Origin of the sequence: Spirillospora sp. NPDC047279, assembly GCF_040643285.1 — a bacterium.
Taxonomy (GTDB): domain Bacteria; phylum Actinomycetota; class Actinomycetes; order Streptosporangiales; family Streptosporangiaceae; genus Spirillospora.
Map to the genome: position 1 here is coordinate 1 of NZ_JBEYUA010000005.1, position 18,459 is coordinate 18,459.

Below are 18,459 nucleotides of genomic sequence, written 5' to 3' on the forward strand. Positions count from 1 at the left end.
ATCGAGCCGAAGATCCACGGGCAGATCCGGTCGGTGATGAACGTGCAGGAGGCCACCGCCAAGGCCCTCATGATCGACACCGCCGCTCTGAAGCAAGCACAGCAGAGCGGTGATGTGCTGGCCGCCAACGCTGTGCTGATGGACGCCTACAACACCGACGTCCGCCCGCTCCTGGCCGGCTGGCGGCAAGACCGCGGGCTGGCCGCCGACCCGATCACCGCCTACCTGGCATCGGGCTACTTCGAAAAGATCGCCGCCGAACGTGTCGGCGGCGACCAGGCCGGATGGGGAGCCTGAACGACCATGAGCACTGTCGACGACCTGCTGAACCGATCCCGCGACCTGGGCTCGGATCCGCGCAACACCAACTACGCCGGCGGCAACACCTCGGCCAAGGGGGCCGAGACCGACCCGGTGACCGGCGAGCCGGTCGACCTGATGTGGGTGAAGGGCTCGGGCGGTGACCTGGGCACCCTCACCGCCTCCGGCCTCGCCGTGTTGCGCCTGGACCGGCTGCGGGCCCTGGTGAACGTCTACCCGGGGGTCGACCGCGAGGACGAGATGGTCGCCGCGTTCGACTACTGCGCCCACGGCAAGGGCGGCGCCGCGCCCTCGATCGACACCGCGATGCACGGGCTCGTCGACGCCGCCCACGTCGACCACCTCCATCCCGACAGCGGCATCGCGATCGCCACCGCCGCCGACGGGGAGAAGCTGACCCGGGAGATCTTCGGCGACCGGGTGGCCTGGGTGCCGTGGCGGCGGCCGGGCTTCCAGCTCGGGCTGGACATCGCGGAGATCAAGGCGGCGAACCCCGCCGCGATCGGCGTGATCCTGGGCGGGCACGGCATCACCGCGTGGGGCGGGACCGGCGCCGAATGCCAGGCCAACTCGCTGGAGATCATCCGTACGGCCGAGACCTATCTGGCCGAGCACGGGCGGCCCGACCCGTTCGGGCCGGTCGTGCACACGACGCCGCCCGAGGCGGAACGGCGCGCCCGCGCCGCGGAGCTCTTCCCGCTGATCCGCGGGCTCGCCTCCACCGACCGCCCGCAGGTGGGCCACTACACCGACAGCGACACCGTGCTGGACTTCGTGTCGCGCGCGGAGCACCCCCGCCTCGCGGCGCTCGGCACGTCCTGCCCCGACCACTTCCTGCGCACCAAGGTCGCGCCGCTGGTGCTGGACCTGCCCGCGGACGCGCCGCTGGACGACGTCAAGGCGCGGCTGCGCGAGCTGCACGCCGCCTACCGCGAGGACTACGCCGCCTACTACCGGCGGCACGCCACGCCGGACTCCCCGGCGATGCGCGGCGCCGATCCGGCGATCGTGCTCGTGCCCGGCGTCGGCATGTTCTCGTTCGGCGCGAACAAGCAGACGGCGCGGGTCGCCGGAGAGTTCTACGTCAACGCCATCAACGTGATGCGCGGCGCCGAGTCGGTCTCCCGCTACGAGCCGATCGAGGAGGCCGAGAAGTTCCGCATCGAGTACTGGTCGCTGGAGGAGGCCAAGCTCCAGCGCATGCCGAAGCCCAAGCCGCTGGCGACCCGGGTGGCGTTCGTGACCGGCGGCGGCTCCGGCATCGGCGCGGCCACCGCCCGGCGGCTGGCGGCCGAGGGCGCCTGCGTCGTCGTCGCCGACCGGGACCACACCGCGGCGGAGAAGGTCGCCGCCGAGCTCGGCGCGAGCGCGCTGCGGCCCGCCGACGTGGCGGTCGCCGTGGCCGCCGACGTGACCAGCGAGGACGACGTGCGCGCGGGGCTGGCCGCGGCCGTCCTCGCGTTCGGCGGCGTCGACCTGGTCGTCAACAACGCCGGCCTGTCGCTCTCCAAGCCGCTCCTGGACACCAGCGTCGCCGACTGGGACCTTCAGCACGACGTGATGGCGCGCGGCTCGTTCCTGGTCTCCCGCGAGGCCGCCCGCGTCATGACCGGGCAGGGCATGGGCGGCGACATCGTCTACATCTCGTCCAAGAACGCGGTCTTCGCCGGGCCCAACAACGTCGCCTACGGCGCCGCCAAGGCCGACCAGGCCCACCAGGTGCGGCTCCTGGCCGCCGAGCTGGGCGGGCACGGCATCCGCGTCAACGGCATCAACCCCGACGGCGTCGTGCGCGGCTCGGGCATCTTCGCCTCCGGCTGGGGCGCCGACCGCGCCGCCGTCTACGGCGTCGAGGAGGAGAAGCTCGGCGAGTTCTACGCCCAGCGCACCCTGCTGAAGCGCGAGGTCCTGCCCGAGCACGTCGCCGCCGCCGTCTTCGCGCTCACCGGCGGGGACCTGACCCACACGACCGGGCTGCACGTCCCGGTCGACGCGGGAGTGGCCGCCGCCTTCCTGCGCTGACCGCGTCCGCCGGTCCCCCGCGTCTCGCCCGGCGCCGGGGACCGGCGGCGGCGCACGTCACGCGGCCGTGCCGCCACAGGGCCCGGGCCGGCGGCGTCTCGCGGGCATGAACACACACACCGATCACCAGCACGTGGCACTGATCACCGGCGCGAACAAGGGCATCGGCCGCCTCGACGTGCTGGTCAACAACAACCGCTCAGGGGCGGACCTCGACGAGGTCGATCCCCATCAGGTCTGCCAGGGCGCGCAGGTCGGCGATCCGGTGGCCGGTGCCGAGGGCCCAGTGGTGGGAGATCCCGGTGGCGCTCCAGGCGTCGGTCCATTCGCCCGGGTCGCAGCCGAAGTCGACCCGGGACGTGGTGTTGCCGATCTGGAGCAGCGGGCCGTCGACGACCTCGCCTTCGGAGGCGACGAGCGCGTAGCGACCGTCGCGGCGCTGGATGATGCCGAACGCGGTGACGGGACCGTGCTTGACGTCGAACTCCACCGAGACGCCGTAGCCGCGTTTGCCGTGGTAGACGCCCAGGCCGCGCAGGAGGGGGCGGCGGGCCGAGATGGCGAGGTGCGCCGGCCCGTCGTGCCCCATCTCGACGTGGCCGCGGTGGAAGTCCAGTGCCTGGAGCTCGGTGAACGAGCCGCCCGCGCCGAGCCGGTCGGCGATGAGCATCGCCAGCGAGGTGCGCAGCTCGTACTCCCCCGCCGCCGGGATGCCCCGCGCGGTGAGCAGCGAGGCGCCGAGGATCATCCCGGCGCCCAGCCGCTCGTGCGTCTCGCCGTCCAGCCCGCGGTGGTAGTACGCGAGGCTGTCCAGCTCGAAGTCCTCGACCAGGCGGTCCAGCCCGGCCGAGACCCGGGCCGCCCAGGTGAGGTCGTCGTCCTTCACCGAGTCGGCCAGCTCGAAGATCTCCGCCGCGTGGTCCTTCCTGGCCCGGACCTCGGCGTCGGTGACCTTCTCCACCCGGACCCGCAGGTCGTCGAACTCCAGGACCTCGACATGGCCGCCGAAGTTGGCGCTGACCAGCGTCAGGTCGGTGGAGACGTCCAGCATCCCCGGGTAGAGGTGCCCCATCAGGCCATGCCTGCCGTGGCGCAGCGCGGCCCGCACCCCGGCGGCGCGGACCCAGCGGCCGATCCTCGTCCAGGCCCGCTCGTCCTCCAGGTAGCCGCTGACCGAGCGGAACGGGACGCCGCACCGCTCGAACGCGTTCGCCATCTCCGGCAGCGGGCAGGCGCCGCAGTAGGCGAGCCACTGCCCGGTGTCGAAGGACGCGTGGTCCATCGACTCCGTCGGCTGGAGGTTGATCAGCAACACCGGTGCGCCGCTGCGCTGCGCGACCGGGACCAGCATCGTCGCGGTCATGTAGGTGGTGAGGAACCCGACGATGAGGTCGCAGCCCGCCGCCCGCAGTCTCTCCGCCGCCACCGCGCCCTCCTGGGCGTCGGAGATGAAGCCGACGTCGACCACGTCGGCGCCCAGCTCCCGCATCCGTTCCGACACCCGCTCGGCGGACCGGCGGAGCTGGGGCAGCAGGTCGGGGAACTGCGGCCAGTACGCGCCCAGGCCGCCGGCGACGAGGCCGACCTTGACGCGCGGCGCTGCGACGCGGTCGAGCGGGAGTTCGGCAGGGACGGTCACGGTGTCCTCCTCGGATGCGGGTGGGACGGCAGGGTGGGACGGCAGGGTGGGACGGCAGGTGGGACGGCAGGTGGGACGGCGGGGTGCGGGATGCGGGCGGCGGGGCGGTGGCGCCCTAGGCCTGCTGGACGCCGGGCTTGCGGTCCTCGACCACGAAGCTGGCGCGGGTGGTGACCGGGGATCCGGGCTTCTGCACGTACGGCAGCACCCGGAAGTCGGTGCGCCACCGTTCCCGGTCGACGTTGACCCGCAGGTAGCCGCGCTGGGCGTTGAAGAACTTCATGTGCGCGTTGGCCGACAGGAACGTGCGGCCGAGGTCGTCGACGTCGGTCCCGTCGCCGCCGCTGGTGACCGACGTGCCGACGAACTCGCTGCCCACGGTGGGCGAGTCGGCGTCGTCGTAGTCGCGCTTGAGGTCGACGGCGTAGTTCTGGTGCCGGTCGCCGCTGACCACCACCAGGTTGCGCACGCCGGCGTCGTGGGCGGCGGCCAGGACGCCGTTGCGCTCGGCGGCGTACCCGTCCCACGGGTCGACCCAGACGTCCTTGCCCGGCCCCGGGTCCCAGTCGGTCTCGGCCATCGGCATCTGGTTGCCCAGGACGTGCCAGCGGGCGCGCGAGGTCCGGAAGCCCTCCAGCAGCCATTCCCGCTGCTGGTCGCCCAGAACGGTGCGGGAGGCGTCGAACCGTTCGTCGCAGTCCTTGGTGCGGCCGGTGCCGTTGCCGTACGAGCAGGCCTGGATGTCACGGTGGCCGCGGGTGTCCAGCATCGTGAAGTCGGCGAGGCGCCCGTAGGAGATCCTGCGGTGCAGCCGGATGTCGGGACCGGAGGGCAGCTGGGACCGGCGCAGCGGCAGGTTCTCGTAGAACGCCTGGAACGCCGCCGCCTTGCGCCGCGCGAACTCGGCCGGGTCCGGGTTCGGGTGGCGGCCCATGATGACGGTGTCGTCGGCCCAGTCGTTCACCACCTCGTGGTCGTCGAGGGTGTGGATGAACGGGAACGCGGCGTGCGCCTTCTGCAGGGGCGCCTCGGCCTTGTAGAGGGAGTACTGCAGCCGGTAGCGGGCCAGGTCGAACGTCTCGGTGGTGAACTGCGGGCCCGGGACGGGCACGCCGCGACGGTTGTTGACCGGGATCTCGTACTCGTAGATGTAGTCGCCGAGGTGGACGACCAGGTCGAGGTCCTCGGCGGCGATGTGGTCGTAGGCGGTGAAGAAGCCGTCCTGCCAGGCCTGGCAGGACGCGACCGCGAAGTTCAGCCGGCGCGGCTGCGAGGACGCGGCGGGCATCGTGCGGGTGCGGCCCGCCGGGGAGATCTCTCCGGCGGCGCGGAACCGGTAGTGGTACTCGCGGTCCGGCTGGAGCCCGGAGATCTCGGGGTGGACCGAGTGGCCGAGCTCGGGCGTCGCCACCGCCGCTCCGCGCTGGACGACGTGGCGGAACCGTTCGTCGCGCGCGACCTCGTACTCGACCCGGACGCGGCGGTCGGGCATCCCGCCCTTGCCGTCGGCCGCGAACGGCTCGGGCGCCAGCCGCGTCCACAGCACGAAGCCGCCGGGCGAGGGGTCGCCGGAGGCGATGCCGAGCGTGAACAGGCCCGCCTTGCGCAGCGTGTAGGCGTGGGCGGCCGATGCCCCCAGGGCCCCGGTGCCCAGCATGACCGCGGCCGCGCCGGCGCCGCCGGCACCGATGAACCTGCGTCTGGACACCGCGTGGTCGTTCGAGGACATCTGACTTCCCTTCAGGCGGGGGGTGGGCCTGGACGGCCTTTCCTGAGTGACGAAGCTGGCCGGGGCGCCCGAGGGGGCGCCGGGCGGGTCACGAAGACACGGGGGAATGTGTGAACATAACTTCTAAAATGTGAAGTTGAGCGTAAGGCTGGCTCGGAACGCCGTCAAGATCCCTTTCGACGGCGGAGCGTTCGGGCGCTCGATCGGCGCGCACGACCCCGCAGATCCGCCCGGACCGCGATGACCGGCGCTATCAACCGGCTGTGTTAACTTACAACGGCCCCGCCACGAGAGGATCGCAGCATGACCAAGGACATCGGCGGCCGGCGCGGGCCCGACGTGCGCCGGCAGGCCATCACCGACCACGTCCTCTCGGTGGGGTCGGTCACCGCGGGCGAGCTGGCCGAGCGGTTCGGCGTGAGCCTCATGACGATCCACCGCGACCTGGACGAGCTCGAACGGCAGGGCATCGTCCGCAAGTACCGGGGCGGGGTCACCGCGCAGCCGTCCGGGGTGTTCGAGAGCAACGTCGCGTACCGCAAGAAGTCCATGCAGCCGGCCAAGGACGCCATCGCCGAGAAGGCGGCCCGCCTGGTGGAGCCCGGCATGGCGGTCATGCTCGACGACTCCACCACCACCCTGGCGCTGGCCCGCAGGCTCGGCGAGGTCACCCCGCTGACGGTCATCACCAACTTCCTGGAGACCACCAACCTCCTGGCCCGCGAGCCCGGCATCCGGCTGATGTCGCTGGGCGGGGAGTACGACTCGCTGCACGACTCCTTCCTGGGGGTCTCGTGCGTGGACGCCATCGCCGCGCTCCAGGTCGATTTGTGCTTCGTGTCGACGTCCGCCGTCTCCGGCGGGTTCGCCTACCACCAGGAGCAGCACATCGTGTCGGTCAAGCGGGCCATGCTCGAGGCCGCCGCGCGCAACGTGCTGCTGGTCGACCACTCCAAGCTCGGCCGGGTCGCGCTGCACAGGGTCGCGCCGCTGTCGGTGTTCGACCGCGTCATCGTCGACGACGGCGCCGGCGCCGAGGCGCTGCGCGAGCTGGACGAGCACAAGGTCGCCTACGAGGTCGCCGTCACCTGAGGCACCGCCTCGGTCACCGCGGTCACCTCGACCGTCTCGTCCGCGTTCATAACGCTCGATCTTGTTCTTATCGCACTGTTAACTATCGCCGACCGGGTCCGTCAGCGCCGCGCGTCCGGCCGTCGGCGCCACGCCGCGACCAGCCCTCGCCAGGCTCCGTGAACGTTAATGACGTGCCAGAACGTGACCGGATCGGATCTCGCCGCACACGTCCCCACGGCCGAATGGTCCACGTTCTCCGCACGTTCGTAACGTGATGTATCTGACATCTTGACACCCAACACCGGTATCTCTACGCTCCAACTCACACTTCAGAGTGTTAATTCACAGTTAATTGATGCAGCGATCGGAGCGGCTCATGACCGGCCACCCCACCACGGCGCTGACGCCCTACGGGCTGCGCTGTGAGCACCTGGCCGAGCCGCTGGGCGTGGACGAGACGGCTCCGCTGTTGTCGTGGCGGCTCGCGTCCGGGCGCCGGGGCGACGCGCCCGCCCGTTACCGGGTACGGGTGCGCACCGAGGCAGGCGAGCAGGTCTGGGACAGCGGCGAGGTGAACGACCCGGCCGCGGTGTCCGCCCGCTACGCCGGCCCGGTGCTGGCCGCCCGCACGCGTTACCACTGGGAGGTCGCCGTCACCGCCGGGGACGGCGCGACCGGTGAGGCCGCCTCGTGGTTCGAGACCGGGCAGCTCTCCCCCGCCGCCTGGCGGGCGTCATGGATCGCGCACGACGTCAACGACCTCGACGTGGTGGACGCGCCGGAGGAGGGCGAGCTCGCCCTCACCGACCACGGCCTCCAGCACGCCGTCCGGCTGCGGCGCACGTTCGAGACCCCCGGCGCCCCCGTGCGCGCCCGCCTCTACGTCACCGCCCGCGGCCTCTACGAGATGCGGCTGAACGGGCACCGCGTCGGCGACGCGGAGCTCGCCCCGGGCTGGACCGACTACCGCGACCGGATCGACTACCAGGCCTACGACGTGACCGCGCTCGTCGGCTCCGGCGAGAACGTGCTGGCCGCGACCCTGGCCGACGGCTGGTGGAGCGGCTTCGTCGGCTTCGACCCGCGCCGTGCCGGCGCGCACTATGGAGCGTTCCCGGAGTTGCTGGCCGAGCTGCACGTCGAGCACGCGAACGGCGACCGCGAGGTCGTCGCCACGGACGGGACGTGGCGCACCCGCCGCTCCCCCGTCCGCTACGCCGACCTGCTGATGGGCGAATGCCACGACCTGCGGCTCGAGACGCACGGCTGGGACGCCCCGGGGTTCCCCGAAACGGACGGATGGCGTCCCGCCCAGGTCACCGGCACCGACCACGACCTGCTCACCGCCTCCGTGGCGCCGCCGGTGCGCGCCGTCCAGGAGCTGGCCGCCCGTACCGTCACCCGCCTCGGCGCCGACCGCCACCTGGTCGACTTCGGGCAGAACTTCGCCGGCCGGGTCCGCCTCGCCGCTCGCGGCCTCACACCGGGCCACCGCGTGACGATCCGGCACGGCGAGGCCCTGGACGACGACGGCGCGCTCTACACCGACAACCTGCGCACCGCCGACGCGACGGACGTGCTCATCGCGGGCGCCGGGGCCGAGACCGTCTTCGAGCCGCGCTTCACCTACCACGGCTTCCGCTACGCCGAGGTCACCGGCCTGCCCGCGCTGTCGCTCGCCGACATCACCGGCGTCGTCCTGCACAACGACACCCCCTGGGCGGGCGGCTTCGCCTGTTCCGACCCCGACGTCGAGCGCCTCCACCAGGCCATCGGCTGGGGGCAGCGCTCCAACTTCGTCAGCGTCCCCACCGACTGCCCCCAGCGCGACGAGCGGCTGGGCTGGCTGGCCGACGCGCAGGTGTTCCTGCCGACCGCCTGCCTGAACGCCGACGTCGCCGCGTTCTTCGAGGGCTGGCTGCGCGAGGTGCGCGGGGCCCAGTCCCCCGACGGCTGCTTCACCAACGTCGCGCCACGGCTGGCGGGCGTCGCCGACGAGGGCGCGCCCGGCTGGGGCGACGCCGGCGTCCTGGTGCCCTGGCATCTCTACCGGGTGTACGGGGACGAGCGGTTCCTGGAGCGCAACCTCGACGCCATGTGCGCCTGGGTCGACCACGTCCACCGGCACAACCCCGACCTGGTGTGGCGGCACCGCGTCGGCCCCCACTTCGCCGACTGGCTGGCCCCCGCGCCCACGCCGCGCGAGGTCGTGGCCACCGCGTACTTCGCGCGCAGCACCGACCTCACCGCGCGCGCCGCCGAGGTGCTGGGCAGGACGGAGACGGCGCGGCGGTACGGCACCCTCGCCGGGCACATCCGCAAGACCTTCGCGGACCGCTTCGTCACGCCCGACGGCGTCGTCGCCGGCGACACGCAGACCGCGTACCTGCTGGCCCTGGCGTTCGACCTGCTGCCCGACGACCTGGCGCCGCGCGCGGCCGAACGCCTGGCCGAGCTGGTCGAGGCGGCGGGCCCCGGCGTCACCACCGGGTTCCTCGGCGTCAGCCTGGTCGCCCCGGTCCTGTCCGCCCACGGACGGCCCGATCTGGCGCACGCCCTGCTGCGCCGGACCGATCCGCCGTCCTGGCTGTTCCCGTTGCGGCACGGCGCGACCACGATCTGGGAACGCTGGGACGGCTACACCGCCGAGCGCGGCTTCCAGGCCGCGGCGATGAACTCGTTCAACCACTACGCGCTGGGCTCGATCGGCGAATGGCTCTACGAGGGCGTCGCCGGCCTCGCCCAGACGCCCGGTTCCACCGGCTACCGCGAGCTGCTCATCCGGCCGAGGCCCGGCGACCTGACCTGGGCGCGCGCCTCGTACGAGTCGGTGCGCGGCACCGTCCGGGCGGCGTGGACCCGGGCGGACGGCGTGCTCGCGCTGGAGCTGAGCGTGCCGCCGGGATCGGCCGCGGTCGTGCACGTGCCCACCGGCGATCCCGGTGGTGTGCGCGAGAGCGGCGTCCCGGTGGCCGACGCCGCCGGGGTCCAGGTCGCCGGCACCGGGCCTGGAACGCTCCTGTGCCGGGTGACCTCGGGCGACTACCACTTCACCGCGGACGACATCACCGCCGGCGACCCGCGGCTCGCCGCCGCCGGCGGCCCGCCCCCCGCCGTTCCCTAGGACGGCATCCGCGGCCCCAGGCCGCGGTGCTCGTGGCGGCCCTCCCGGAGGGCCGCGAACACCATCGCGGCGCAGTGCCGCGGTTTCGAGGAGGACTCATGACATCGTCGTTCGGGACGCCGGCGCTCAGCCGCCGCGGATTCCTCGGGCTGACCGGAGGCGTCGCCGCCATGGGCGCGCTGGCGGCCTGTGGCGGGACGTCCGGCGGAGGCGGCGCGAGCGGCGGGGGCGGCGGGGGCGGCACGCTGCGCCTGGTCGCCGTCGCCGACCAGCAGAAGCCGCTGGAGCTGCTGCTCAAGCAGTACACCAAGAGCACGTTCAACGCCTCGTTCGCCCCCACCGACCAGGTGCAGACCTCGGTGCGCACCCAGCTCGGCGCGGGCAACGCCCCCGACGTCCACGTGGTGTTCCCCGGCGACGGCTCGGCGATGAGCATGGGCCAGATCCAGAAGGCCGGGCTGCTGGCCGACCTGAGCGACCAGGCCTGGGCCAAGCGCGTCCCGGCGGGACTGAAGCCCGCGTTCGGGCCGGACGGCAAGACGTTCCTCTACTCGGCCGGGTCCAGCGTCATCGGCGCCATCTACAACAAGAAGGTCTTCCAGGAGGCGGGCGTCGAGCCGCCCAAGACCTGGAGCGAGTTCCTGGACGTCTGCGAGAAGATCAAGAAGAAGGGCAAGGTGCCGATCGCGCTGGGCGCCCAGACCCAGTGGGTCACCCAGCTGATCACCTACGCGCTCGTCCCGTCCACCGTGTACGCCAAGAACCCCAAGTTCGACGAGCAGATGAGGGCGGGCACCGCCACCTTCGCGAACTCGGGCTGGACCGAGGCGCTGGAGATGTACCTGGAGCTGCAGAAGCGCGGGTACTTCAACGACAACCCCAACGGCACCACCTTCGAGCAGCAGACCTCGATGGTCGCCACCGGCAAGGCCGCGATGGCGATCCAGGTGTCGGCGGTGCTGCCCGACTTCCGCAAGGCCGCCCCCGACGCCGCCGACCTGGACATGTTCCCGGTGCCCGGCGCCGACGACGCGGCCCAGGTCTGGATCCCGGCGGGCGTGGTCGTCGGCCTCGGCGTGAGCGCGCGCGGCAAGAACGCCGACCAGGCCAAGGCGTTCATCGAGTTCCTCGGCGAGCAGAAGAACATGAACGCCTGGGCCGAGGCCGTCGCCTGCGTGCCGATCAGCCGTGACTCCAGCTCCAAGATCGACCCGGTGCTGAACTCGTTCCTGCCGTTCATCGACGGCAACAAGGCCGTGCCGTTCATGGACCAGGGCTGGCCGAACGCCGAGGTCCAGCCGGCCCACTTCGCCGTGGTGCAGGAACTGCTGGGCGGCCGGACGACCATCCCCAAGGGGCTGGCCAAGCTGGACGAGACCTACCGGAAGAAGTGACCGTGACCTCCACCACCCGTCCCGCCCCGGCGAAGGGGGCCGCCCCGCCGGGTGCCCCCGCCCGCCGGGGCCGGGGCACCCCCCGGCGGCGGCGGGGAGCCCGCTTCCTGTCTCCGCCGTGGTGGTTCGCCGCCCCCGCCCTGGCCGTCTACGCCCTGGTGGTGCTGTACCCGAGCCTCAGCGGCATCGTGTACGCCTTCACCGACTGGAACGGCCTGGGCGAACGGAACTTCAACGGGTTCGCCAACTTCGGCAAGCTGTTCGGCGACGAGGCGGCGCGCGGCTCCCTGGTCAACACGCTGCTGCTGACCGTGGCGATCGTGATCGTGCAGAACGCGGTCGGGCTGCTGCTCGCCCTGGGCGTGCACGCCAAGATCAAGTCGCGGACGGTGCTGCGGGTCGTCTTCTTCGCCCCGGCCGTGGTCAGCCCGGTGATGGTGGCGTTCCTCTGGAAGTACATCTACAACCCCGCGCCGGACGCCGGGCTCAACGGCATCCTCGGCGCGGTGGGCCTGGGCGGGCTGCGCCAGGACTGGCTGGGGAACCCGGAGCTGGCGATCTGGTCGATCGCCGGCATGGTGATCTGGCAGTTCGCCGGCTACTCCATGGTGATCTTCCTGGCCGGGCTGGAGGGCGTGCCCGCCGACCTGCACGAGGCCGCGATGATCGACGGCGCGAGCCGCTTCCAGCGGTTCCGGCACGTGACGTGGCCGCTGCTCGCGCCCGCGGTCACCATCAACCTGATGTTGTCGACCATCGGCGGCCTCAAGCTGTTCGACCAGGTCTACGCCGCCACCAACGGCGGCCCCGGGCACGCCAGCGAGACGTTGTCGACCGTGCTCTACAAGCAGGCGTTCGTCTTCGGCAACTACGGCTACAGCACCGCGATCGCCCTCGTCCTGGCGCTGTTCGTGGCCGCGGTGTCGATGGTGCAGATCCATTACCTGCGTGGACGGGAGGTCGCGTGAACATCAGGTACGGACTGCGCACGTTCGCGCTGGAACTGGTGATGATCGCCGTCGCGCTCGCCTTTCTGTTCCCCGTGTACGCGCTGGTCACGCTGTCGCTCAAGGACCAGCGCTCGGTCGCCGAGTCGCCGCTGGCGCCGCCGACGAGCCCGACGTTCGACAACTTCGGCAACGCCTGGACGCGCGCCGAGCTCGGCCCGGCGCTGTTCAACAGCACGGTGATCACGATCGGCAGCCTGCTGGCGCTGATCGCGATCGGCTCGTTCGCCGCCTACTTCCTGTCCCGCCGCGCCTCGCGGCTGGGCTACGGGCTGTACGTGCTGTTCCTGCTGGGCATCGTGCTGCCGTTCCAGCTCGGGATGATCCCGCTCTTCAAGCTGGTCGACGACGCGGGGCTGCTCGGCACCATGCAGGGCATGATCATCTTCTACACGGGGATCCAGCTGCCCTTCACGATCTTCCTCTACACCGGGTTCATCCGGGCGCTGCCCGCCGACTACGCCAACGCCGCGCTGATCGACGGCGCGGGGCACTTCCAGGCGTTCACCCGGGTCGTCTTCCCGCTGCTGCGGCCCATCACCGGCACCGTGCTGATCCTCAACGCGGTGTTCATCTGGAACGACTTCTTCACGCCCCTGCTCTACCTGGGCGGTTCCACCCGCGAGACGGTCCCGGTGCGGATCTTCGCGTTCGTCGGCCAGTACGTCTCCGACAACGGGCTGGTGTTCGCCGGGCTGGTGCTGGCCGCGCTGCCGATCCTCGCCGTGTTCCTGGTGTTGCAGCGGTACGTGATCAAGGGCTTCGCGAGCGGACTGAAGGGATGATCCCCGGCCTGCTGCGCGAGGTCCTGGACACGCCGCCGCGCGCCTACTCCCCCGCGCCCATCTGGTGGTGGAGCGGCGAACGGCTGGACCGGCGGCGCCTGCGCGACCAGCTCGAACGGTTCACCGCGGGCGGCGTCCACAACCTGGTGATCCTCAACCTGGCGCCGTCCGGGCCGATGTTCGGCTCCGACGCCGACGAGCCCGCCTTCTTCACCGACGCGTGGTGGGAGCTGCTCGACGGGGTGTGCGAGGACGCCGACCGGCTCGGGGTGTCGCTCTGGTTCTACGACCAGCTCGGCTTCTCGGGAGCCGACCTCCAGGCACGGCTGGTGCGCGACGTCCCCGCGTTCGCCGGGCAGTGGCTGGAGCGCGACGGCCGGACCACGGCGCGCGGGTTCGACTACCTGTCGGCGGAGGCCTGCGCGGAGCTGATCGACCGCGTGCACGGGGAGTTCGAGCGGCGGCTGGGGCACCGCCTCGGCAACGTGATCGTCGGTTCGTTCCAGGACGAGCTGCCCGCGCTGCCGACCTGGACGGAGGGGTTCGCCGGGGAGTTCGCCGCCCGGCGCGGCTACGACCTGACGCCCGCCCTCCCGTACCTGTGGAAGGACGGCGACGAGGCGTACCGGATCCGGCGCGACTACCATCTGACCCGCGCCGAGCTGGCCGAGGAGGCGTTCTTCCGGCCGCTGGCGGACTGGCACGCCCGGCACGGGCTGCTGCACGGCTGCGACCAGCAGGACCCGGCCCGCGCCGGGCGTCCCGTGGACGGAGTGCGGCTCTACGCCGACTACGCCCGCACGCACCGCTGGTTCGGCGCGCCCGGCTCGGACCACCACGGCGACGCGCGCGTGCACTCCTCCCTGGCCCACCTCTACGGCAGGGACCGCGTGTGGATCGAGGCGTTCCACTCCAGCGGGTGGGGCGGCACGCTGGAGGAGACGTTCGACTGGCTGCTGCCATGGCTGCGCGCCGGGGCGACCCTCTACAACCCGCACGCCGCCTACTACACGACCAAGGCCGGCTGGTGGGAGTGGGCGCCGCCGTCCACCGACTGGCGGCAGCCCTACTGGCCGCACCACCGGGTCTTCGCCGACGCGGTCACCCGGCTGTGCGCCGCGCTGTCGCTGGGCCGGCACGTCTGCGACGTGGCCGTGCTGTTCCCGACCGCGACCGCGCAGGCCGGCACCCGGCTCGACGGCGCCGCCCCGCCGGCCGCGCTGGCCCAGGACACCTACCGGGCGCTGGTGGGCGACATGGCCTGGTTCGAGATGAAGCCCGGCGCGCTCGACCGGCTCGGCGTCGACGCCGACGTCATCGACGACGACTCGGTCCAGCGGGCCACCGTGGCCGAGGGCCGGCTGGACGTCGCGGGCGAGTCGTACGGGACGGTCCTGCTGCCCGCCTGCACCGTCCTGGAGGCGGAGACCGCCCGGCGGCTGGTCGCGCTGGCCGAGCGGGGCGGGCGCGTGATCGCCGTCGGCCCGCCGCCCCGGCACGGCGTCGGCGCGGAGGACGCCGGCGAGGCGGACGCGGTGGTCGCGCGGCTGGCGGCCCTGGTGGAGACCGTGCCGGACGCCTCCTCGCTCGGCCCCCTGCTGGCGGGCTCGCGGCGGGTCGAGGCGCCGGTGCCCGCGCTGGTCCGCGAGGTCGAGGGCGCGACGGTGGTGTTCCTGACCGCGAGCGAGTCGATGGCCAGCCGCGTGTCGGTGGGCCGCCCGGACGAGCGCGGCGCCGACCTCGGCTGGCTGGACGTGACCTACGACTTCGACCCCGGCCGGTACCACCGCGACATGCGGGTCCGGGTGCACGGCGTCGGCGCCGGCCCGGCGTACCTGGTCAGCCCGTTCGGCGGGCGGCCCCGGACGTTGCCGGTCGTCGCCTCGGGAGACGGCGAACGGGCGTCGGCCGAGGTGGTGGTGCCGTTCGACGACGGCCCCGCGGCGCTCCTGGTGTTCCCCGGCGCCGCGGCCGCCGGGCAGGACGCGGAGGCGGCCTCGCCGGCGCCCCTGGTGAACGAGGTCGACCTGGGCTCGACCTGGGACATGGAGCTGGTGCCGACCCTCGACAACGGCTGGGGCGACTTCGCCCGCCCGGCCGGGGACATGCCGTCCCTGGAACGCTGGCGGCTCTGGCACCAGGCCGAGGACGACGACCTCGCCGGGGACTGGACGCCCGTCCACGCGACCTTCGGGCCGCACGGGCTCTGGTCCGGCGCGGGCGACGATCGGTGGCGCCCCGTGGTCTACTCCGACACCCGGGGCATCCGCAAGGACCCGATCCACCGGGCGGCGCTGGGCCCCAAGGGGCACGTCCCCGAGGAGTTCCTCGACTTCGGCGACGTCGCCGCCGGGAGCCGGGTGGTGCTGCGCACCCGCGTGACCGTTCCCGCCGGGGGCGGCTTCGCCGTGGTCGGCGCCGCCGCCGCCAAGACGCTGCTGGTCGACGGGACCGAGGCGCCCCTCGACGACCGGGGTCACCTGGCCGCGACGAGGGCGCCGCTGCCGCCGGGCGACCACGACCTCGAACTGCGCCTGGTGCCGGACGAGAACGTACGGCTGCGCGGCCACCTGTCCGTCGTGACCGACCCGGCCCGCTGCGCCCGGCCCGAGTGGATCACCGTCTCGGGCCCGGCGCGTCCCGGCGCGCGGGTGTCGTTCAGCGCCGACCTGCCGCGCGGCGGGCCCTCCCTGCTCCAGGTGGCGTCGGCGTCGCCGTGCCGGATCCTGGTCGACGGCGTGGAGATCGGACGCCAGGGCGGCTTCGACCCGTACGCCGAGCAGGAGGCGCCGCGCGTCGGCCGCTACGACCTGGCCGGCGCGCCCGGCACCCGGCTGACCCTCGTCCTCACCGAGAACGAGAGCCCGGCGGCCGTCCTGGTGGACGGGCCGCTGGTCTCGGACGGCGGCTGGCACGCCACCCGCGACGACGCGCCGGTGCCGGTCGTGCCCAGGCGCGCCCAGCACGGCGACCCCGCCGCCCTCCACCTGCGACGGCGCCCGCACCCGCTGCCCGGCGCGCACTGGATCGAGGACGACGCCTGGATCGAAGACGCAGCCGACGGCACCGTGCTGCCCGCGTCGTTCGCCGTCCCGGACGCGGGGCCCGGCGGCGAGCGGCTGCGGTTCGAGGTGCCGCCCGGCGCGTCCCGGATGCGGTTCACCGCACGCGGCGAGGTCACCGGCCTCCTCCTCGACGGCGTCCGGCTCACGGCCCCCGACCGCGACGGCGTCGTCGACGTCACGCTCCCCGGCGACCACCGGCCCGCCAGGACCGCGGAGGTGCGCCTGCTGTCGCCGCCGGAGCACCGGGAGGGCGCGGCGCTGGCCGGTCCGGTCACGTTCACCGTCGGGCCCGGGACGATCGAGCTCGGCGACTGGGAGGACGCCGGGCTCGCCGGATACAGCGGCGGCGTCCGCTACCGGCAGGTCCTGCCCCTGGAGACCGTCCCCGGGCGGGCCGAGCTCGACCTCGGCCGCGTCCGCGGCACCGCCGAGGTGACGGTCAACGGGCGCCCCTCGGGCGTCCGGATCTGCGCCCCGTACACCTTCGACCTCGGCCCGGCGCTGCGCGCCGGCCGCAACGAGATCGAGATCGTCGTCTACGGCACCCTCGCCCCCTACCTCGACGAGACGAGCCCCACCCACTTCGTCTTCCCCGGGCAGCGGACGTCCGGGCTGCTCGGCCCGGTGGTCCTCCGAACGTCCGCCTGACCTCACCGGCCCTCACGTTCCCCCTGGAGAGCACATGCCCCAACCCCTGATCGGACGACGCCAGCTGCTCGTGACCGGAGGCGCCCTCGGCATCGGCGCCGCCGCCGCGGGGCTGTCCGCCGCCCCGGCCTGGTCCGCTCCCTCGTTCCAGGACCACCCCTTCGCGCTCGGGGTGGCCTCGGGCGACCCCTGGCCCGACGGCGTCGTCCTGTGGACCAGGCTCGCGCCCGAACCGCTGGCCCTGGACGGTTCCGGCGGCATGCCCGCCCGCAAGGTCGAGGTCGGCTGGGAGGTGGCCGCCGACGAACGGTTCCGCAAGGTCGTCCGCCGGGGCCACGCCTTCGCCGTCCCCGAGCTCGCCCACTCCGTGCACGTCGAGGTGCACGGCCTCCAGCCGGACCGCGAGTACTTCTACCGCTTCCGGGTCCGGGGCACGCTGAGCCCGGTCGGCCGTACCCGCACCGCCCCGGCGCCCTGGGCGAGGACACGGCGGCTGAACTTCGCGGTCGCCTCCTGCCAGGCCTGGTTCGAGGGCTTCTACACCGCGTACCGCCACATGGCCGACGAGGACCTCGCGGTCGTGCTCCACCTGGGCGACTACATCTACGAGAACCAGATCAGCCCCACCGGCGGCGTCCGCGGCGTCGCCGTCCCGCCCGAGATCCAGGCCAAGCCGTTCGACCTCACCCAGTACCGCCTGCGGCACGCCCTGCACCGCTACGACCCCGACATCATCGCCGCGCACCAGGCGCACCCGTTCGTCATGGTCTGGGACGACCACGAGATCGACGACAACTGGGTGGGCGACATCTCCAAGGCCGACGGCGAGCCCGACACCGACCCCGCGGTCTTCCGCCTCCGCAAGGCCGCCGCCGCCCAGGCCTACTACGAGAACCTGCCGCTGCGCCTGCCCGCCAAGCCCCAGGGCCCGCAGACCCGCCTGTACCGCCGGCTCACCTACGGCCGTCTCGCCGACTTCCACGTCCTGGACACCCGGCAGTACCGCGCCGACCAGGCGTGCGGCGACCGCACGAGCGACTGCGCCGACCGCCTCCTGCCCGGCCGCACCGTGCTGGGCCCCGAACAGGAGAAGTGGCTGTACGACGGCCTCGGCGGCTCCCGCGCCACCTGGAACGTCATCCCCCAGCAGATCCCGGTGACCCAGGTCGACACCGTCCCCGGCGACGGCCGCGCGTTCGTCATGGACTTCTGGGACGGCTACAAGCCCGCCCGCGACCGCCTCTTCACCGAGATCGCCGACCGCGGCGTGCGCAACCCGGTCGTCCTCACCGGCGACATGCACCGCCACATGGCCGCCGACCTCAAGCTCGACTTCGACGACCCGGCGTCCCGCACCATCGGCGTCGAGTTCGTCGCGACCTCCATCTCCACCAAGATGGACGGCGAGGACCTGGACCAGGGCGGCCGCAACCTGCTGGACGCCAACGAGCACATCAAGTTCACCAGCTACCAGCGCGGCTACCTGCGCTGCACCCTGGACGCCGACACCTTCCGCACCGACTTCCGCGTCCTCCCCTACGTCACCCGCCCCGGCGCCCCCATCACCACCCGCACCTCCTACGTCACCGAGAACGCCAACCCCGGCCTCCAACCCGCCTGACCCCCGGAACGCCGCCGTCCGCGCGGGTGG

At 72.9% G+C, this 18,459-nt stretch carries 10 protein-coding genes and 1 pseudogene; 9 read left to right on the plus strand and 2 right to left on the minus strand.

The window, feature by feature from the left end; genetic code table 11:
* A pseudogene (locus ABZ810_RS13685) lies at positions 1-297 on the plus strand (rhamnose isomerase); the annotation flags it as partial.
* Between the two features lie 6 nt (positions 298-303).
* Positions 304-2,343, plus strand: a complete 2,040-nt coding sequence (locus ABZ810_RS13690; protein ID WP_358402889.1) for a bifunctional aldolase/short-chain dehydrogenase — start codon at positions 304-306, stop codon at positions 2,341-2,343.
* Positions 2,344-2,542: 199 nt separating this feature from the next.
* Here ABZ810_RS13690 and ABZ810_RS13695 read toward each other — a convergent pair whose 3' ends face one another.
* Positions 2,543-3,982, minus strand: a complete 1,440-nt coding sequence (locus ABZ810_RS13695) for an L-fucose/L-arabinose isomerase family protein (RefSeq protein ID WP_358402890.1) — start codon at positions 3,980-3,982, stop codon at positions 2,543-2,545.
* A 115-nt stretch (positions 3,983-4,097) separates the two neighbouring features.
* The gene (locus ABZ810_RS13700; protein ID WP_358402892.1) at positions 4,098-5,711 is read right to left on the minus strand and encodes an alkaline phosphatase D family protein; all 1,614 of its coding nucleotides are present in this window, start codon (positions 5,709-5,711) and stop codon (positions 4,098-4,100) included.
* A gap of 303 nt (positions 5,712-6,014) precedes the next feature.
* On the opposite strand from ABZ810_RS13700, the gene ABZ810_RS13705 reads away from it, so the two are divergent.
* From ABZ810_RS13705 to ABZ810_RS13735, 7 genes are all read left to right on the plus strand, one after another.
* Positions 6,015-6,803 carry a DeoR/GlpR family DNA-binding transcription regulator gene (locus ABZ810_RS13705; RefSeq protein WP_358402894.1) on the plus strand — a complete coding sequence of 263 codons (789 nt, stop codon included), beginning with the start codon at positions 6,015-6,017 and terminating at the stop codon, positions 6,801-6,803.
* Positions 6,804-7,140: 337 nt separating this feature from the next.
* A complete protein-coding gene (locus ABZ810_RS13710) occupies positions 7,141-9,909 on the plus strand; it encodes a family 78 glycoside hydrolase catalytic domain (protein WP_358402895.1) in 2,769 nt (922 codons plus the stop codon).
* A 98-nt stretch (positions 9,910-10,007) separates the two neighbouring features.
* On the plus strand, positions 10,008-11,303 hold the full coding sequence (locus ABZ810_RS13715) for an extracellular solute-binding protein (RefSeq protein ID WP_358402896.1): 1,296 nt from the start codon (positions 10,008-10,010) through the stop codon (positions 11,301-11,303).
* 2 nt (positions 11,304-11,305) lie between these two features.
* Entirely contained in the window at positions 11,306-12,271 is a 966-nt protein-coding gene (locus tag ABZ810_RS13720; RefSeq protein ID WP_358402897.1) for a sugar ABC transporter permease, read from the plus strand.
* Positions 12,268-13,095 carry a carbohydrate ABC transporter permease gene (locus ABZ810_RS13725; RefSeq protein WP_358402899.1) on the plus strand — a complete coding sequence of 276 codons (828 nt, stop codon included), beginning with the start codon at positions 12,268-12,270 and terminating at the stop codon, positions 13,093-13,095. The genes ABZ810_RS13720 and ABZ810_RS13725 overlap by 4 nt, the downstream gene beginning before the upstream one ends.
* A complete protein-coding gene (locus tag ABZ810_RS13730) occupies positions 13,092-16,808 on the plus strand; it encodes a glycosyl hydrolase (RefSeq protein WP_358402901.1) in 3,717 nt (1,238 codons plus the stop codon). The genes ABZ810_RS13725 and ABZ810_RS13730 overlap by 4 nt, the downstream gene beginning before the upstream one ends.
* A gap of 34 nt (positions 16,809-16,842) precedes the next feature.
* The gene (locus ABZ810_RS13735) at positions 16,843-18,429 is read left to right on the plus strand and encodes an alkaline phosphatase D family protein (RefSeq protein WP_358402902.1); all 1,587 of its coding nucleotides are present in this window, start codon (positions 16,843-16,845) and stop codon (positions 18,427-18,429) included.
* Positions 18,430-18,459 lie beyond the last annotated feature (30 nt).

Excerpts from the sequence above, each read along its gene's own strand:
- ABZ810_RS13735 (WP_358402902.1), top strand. The coding sequence starts at position 16,843 with ATGCCCCAACCCCTGATCGGACGACGCCAGCTGCTCGTGACCGGAGGC.
- ABZ810_RS13710 (WP_358402895.1), top strand. The coding sequence starts at position 7,141 with ATGCAGCGATCGGAGCGGCTCATGACCGGCCACCCCACCACGGCGCTG.
- ABZ810_RS13715 (WP_358402896.1), top strand. The coding sequence starts at position 10,008 with ATGACATCGTCGTTCGGGACGCCGGCGCTCAGCCGCCGCGGATTCCTC.
- ABZ810_RS13705 (WP_358402894.1), top strand. The coding sequence starts at position 6,015 with ATGACCAAGGACATCGGCGGCCGGCGCGGGCCCGACGTGCGCCGGCAG.
- ABZ810_RS13700 (WP_358402892.1), bottom strand. The coding sequence starts at position 5,711 with ATGTCCTCGAACGACCACGCGGTGTCCAGACGCAGGTTCATCGGTGCC.
- ABZ810_RS13690 (WP_358402889.1), top strand. The coding sequence starts at position 304 with ATGAGCACTGTCGACGACCTGCTGAACCGATCCCGCGACCTGGGCTCG.
- ABZ810_RS13730 (WP_358402901.1), top strand. The coding sequence starts at position 13,092 with ATGATCCCCGGCCTGCTGCGCGAGGTCCTGGACACGCCGCCGCGCGCC.